Annotated in this window: 5 protein-coding genes and 1 pseudogene; all 6 read left to right on the top strand. The window is 37.4% G+C overall.

Annotation, left to right across the window (positions count from 1 at the left end):
* A pseudogene (locus L647_RS1000000126220) lies at positions 1-387 on the top strand (IS4 family transposase); the annotation flags it as partial.
* 226 nt (positions 388-613) lie between these two features.
* Positions 614-1,294, top strand: a complete 681-nt coding sequence (locus L647_RS0107615; RefSeq protein ID WP_024610644.1) for a PspA/IM30 family protein — start codon at positions 614-616, stop codon at positions 1,292-1,294.
* A 9-nt stretch (positions 1,295-1,303) separates the two neighbouring features.
* Entirely contained in the window at positions 1,304-1,510 is a 207-nt protein-coding gene (locus L647_RS0107610; RefSeq protein ID WP_024610643.1) for a PspC domain-containing protein, read from the top strand.
* 101 nt (positions 1,511-1,611) lie between these two features.
* On the top strand, positions 1,612-1,938 hold the full coding sequence (locus L647_RS0107605) for a hypothetical protein (RefSeq protein WP_024610642.1): 327 nt from the start codon (positions 1,612-1,614) through the stop codon (positions 1,936-1,938).
* A 76-nt stretch (positions 1,939-2,014) separates the two neighbouring features.
* Positions 2,015-2,527: a copper chaperone PCu(A)C gene (locus L647_RS0107600; protein WP_139015427.1), complete on the top strand. Its 513-nt coding sequence runs from the start codon at positions 2,015-2,017 to the stop codon at positions 2,525-2,527.
* An 8-nt stretch (positions 2,528-2,535) separates the two neighbouring features.
* Complete coding sequence (locus L647_RS0107595; RefSeq protein WP_024610640.1) at positions 2,536-3,522, top strand: DUF2333 family protein; 987 nt, start codon at positions 2,536-2,538, stop codon at positions 3,520-3,522.
* Positions 3,523-3,584: the final 62 nt, after the last annotated feature.

Raw genomic sequence — 3,584 nt, 5'->3', positions numbered from 1 at the left:
CGCTGGGAAATTGAAAATAGCTATGGAGAAATAAAACACCAGATGCTTGAGGATAGTATTCTTTTGCGTAGTCAGACTGTGGATGGAGTCAATCAAGAGCTATGGGGTATATTGCTAGCCTACAATTTAATTCGAGTAGAGATAAGTCGAATAGCCAAAGAGGCTAAAGTCTCCCCGCTGAGAATTAGTTTTGTCATGGCTTTGCGGGATATACAGGATGAAATACTCTGGTGTGCCATCGCTTCGCCAGGTTCAATTCCAAAGAAATTAAGGGCAATGCGAGAACGAGTGAAACGTTATATTCTTCCAGAAAAAAGAAAACGGCCCAAAAGTAGGACCGTTCGAATTTCAAAAACTCGGTACACCATTAAGTCAAAGCATGCTTAACTGAATGGTGTTAACTTTCGAGTGGCTTTTTTGATCCCACAATTTAGTCAAAAATATAGTTTATTGGTTAATTACACTCTGCTTTGTTCAGTTTGAAGTCATTAAAAATTTAATGCTTAACTATTTAATTGTTTGATATTAAATGATTTATATTGAAGTTAATGAACTTGGCACAACTCTTGGAATCCCCTTGTTGTAATCAATTTGAAATTAACAGGAGAAGACCGTGGGAATATTTAACCGGGTAAGTGATGTAATTCAATCAAACATTGTAGCTATGCTGGATAAGGCTGAAGATCCTGAAAAGTTACTTAATTTAATGCTTAACGACATGCAAGATGCGTTAAACGAGTGTCGAACCACAGCTGCCGCTTTACTATGCGAAGAGAAAATAATTACTCGTCAAATTGAAAATAAAGAAGGTGAGTTAGTCCATTGGCAATTAAAAGCAGAGTTAGCAGTAGAAAAAAGTCGTGATAACTTAGCTAAATCGGCATTACTCGAAAAGCAACGTGTTAGCGAAAGTATTGCTAGTAAGCAAGCGCAACTAAAAACATTGCAGGAGTCTATTTTAAAAATTAAAGCTGATTGTGAGCGACTTCAACAAAAAATGGTTCAGGCTAAATCAAAACAAACTCAACTAATGCAACGGCATAATATAGTAATTGCTAGAAAGCGAATTAGTACGCAATTACAAAGCGATAAGGTTGCACATGCATTATCTCGCTTTGAGCAAATAGAGCAACGTGTTGAGGGTATTGAATCTCAAATAGAGGCTTATGATTTAACTGACACAGCGAGAACTACTGCAGTTCAAATTGAATCGTTAGTTAAAAATGAAAAAGTTGATGCCGAGCTAGCTAGTTTAAAAGCAAGTTTAAAAACTAATTTACAGAAGACTGCTTAGGAGGTTGTTATGAGTAATTTTAATCATCAACGTAATTGGTATAAAAACACGCTTAACAAAAAAATATCAGGCGTATGTAGTGGGTTGGCTCATAGGTTAGATTTTCCTGTATGGGCAACGCGTTTGGTAACCGTTTTGTTATTTTTGAGTTTTCCATTTGTAATAGCACTAGGTTATTTTATAGCGCATTGCTGTCTTGAAGAAAAAGCGTATTAATATGTACTCGGGTTATATGATTTTGCTAAGTCAATTTAGCGCAACTTATTTTGTAATTGCTACCTATAGTGATTTATTAACCCGAATTAAGGAGTGATAAAATGAAAGCCTTGGCTGTATGTGTATTGGTTTATTTATTATTTTTTACTGATTTTATATTGTTTATACATTTTGATACTTGGCAGTTTCCGCTTTGGATTGCAGATATTAGCTGGGTGGGGCTTGAGTTAGTTGGTGCTTTAGTGGCAATTGTTTCTGTAGTCGCTGTTGTTGCATTAATGACTATGGGATTAGTTGGTGTAGGTATAGTTGCACTTGTAGGTACTGTTTTAGCTCTTTTATTTGGAACAGCAATGATTACATGGTCGTTACTATTTGTTGCTGTATTGTGTTGGTTAGTTATCGGTAACAAAAAAGTGGCTTGTTAATCCTTAATTTTACTGACTATTATAAGTTAACTATGTTAAATTTAGCATGCTATTTTATGTTTTAATAAGGATGAGTATGATGACGAAACTATGTTTTTCGATGGCTTCTGCATTAATGTTTAGTTTTTTTTCGTCATCGTTGTCAGCGCATTCAGGGCATGAACACGGTACTGATGTAGCCGAACTTGAAGTTAGTAATGCCCAAGTTAGAGAGTTTTTGCCTGCAAGTAAATCAAGCGTAGGTTACTTAACCATTACTAATCATAGTGGTAATGCCGCTACCTTAACAAAGGCAAGTATTGATGGGTTAGGTCGTGTAGAAATACATGAGCATTCACACGCTAATGGCATGATGAAAATGCAAAAGGTTGAATCGGTAGTAATTAAAGCGCACAAAAGTGTAAGCTTTCAACCTGGTGGCTATCATTTAATGGTATTTGAGCCGCAAGAACCATTAAAAATAGGGCAAGAACGAAAACTCACGCTATATTTTAGTGACGGTAACCGTTTGTTTACTAATGCTCAAGTTGTCTCACTTGAAGCGCAAGCTGAACAGTCAAAACCATCAACTCAACATTCTCACCACTAGGAGTATATATGTCGCAACATAAAGGGAAAATAGCAGGAATAGTTATTTTACTGCTTATTATATTTTACGCCATTGCTGTTTATTGGAGCACAGAGCCTTCACGGTTTGATGTTGTTGCAAATGCAAAAGAACAAGCAGAGCTTAGAAGTGAACAAATGGTGATTGGCTACACAACTACATCAACACTTATTACCGTTGCCAGTACTTTACTTGATAAACCAGGTGGTTACTTATCAAATGATGTAATGCCGCCAAGTATTATTATGGATGATATGCCTGCATGGGAGTACGGTGCGTTAGAAATGGTACGTGATTTATCGCTTTCTATGCGAAAAGACTTTAGCCGTTCGCAATCACAATCAACAGAGCATGAAGCGCTTAAAAAAGCACAGCCTCAGTTTAATATAAGCTCTGAAGCATGGGCTTGGCCAAGTGCCGAAGGTGAGTATCAAAAAGGGATTGATTATCTAGTCGTTTATCGTTCGCAAATTGCAAACCAGCATGAGCGTGATAGTCAATTTTACGCACGAGCAGATAACTTACGTAGTTGGCTTAAAGAAGCTGAAAAACGTTTGGGTAGCTTAAGCCAGCGTTTAAGTGCCAGTGTAGGTCAGGAAAAAGTGAATACCGATTTAGCGGGTAATTCATCTAATAAACAAGCAACTCTTGCTCCACTGCAGCAGCAAGTAAGAACACCGTGGTTAGAAATTGACGATGTGTTTTATGAATCGCGTGGTGCTACTTGGGCGTTACTGCACTTTTTACAAGCGATAGAGTATGACTTTAATGATGTGCTTGAAAAGAAAAATGCACGTGTAAGTGTTCAGCAAATTATACGTGAGCTTGAGGCAACCCAAGAGGTAGTGTGGAGCCCACTTATTTTAAACGGGAATGGTTTTGGCTATGTGGCTAACCACTCTTTAGTTATGGCGAATTATATTTCTAGAGCCAATGCGGCTTTAATCGAACTCAGCGAACTACTAGCTCAAGGATAAAAAATGAAAAAGTATTGTTTAGCAGCAGCCCTTTCAATGGCATGTTTAGCACCCGCAGCGCA

It is taken from the genome of Pseudoalteromonas sp. TB64 (genome assembly GCF_000498095.1).
Taxonomy (GTDB): Bacteria; Pseudomonadota; Gammaproteobacteria; order Enterobacterales; family Alteromonadaceae; genus Pseudoalteromonas.
The sequence above is the reverse complement of the archived record's forward strand: the minus strand, read 5'-3'. Positions and strand labels throughout refer to the sequence as shown.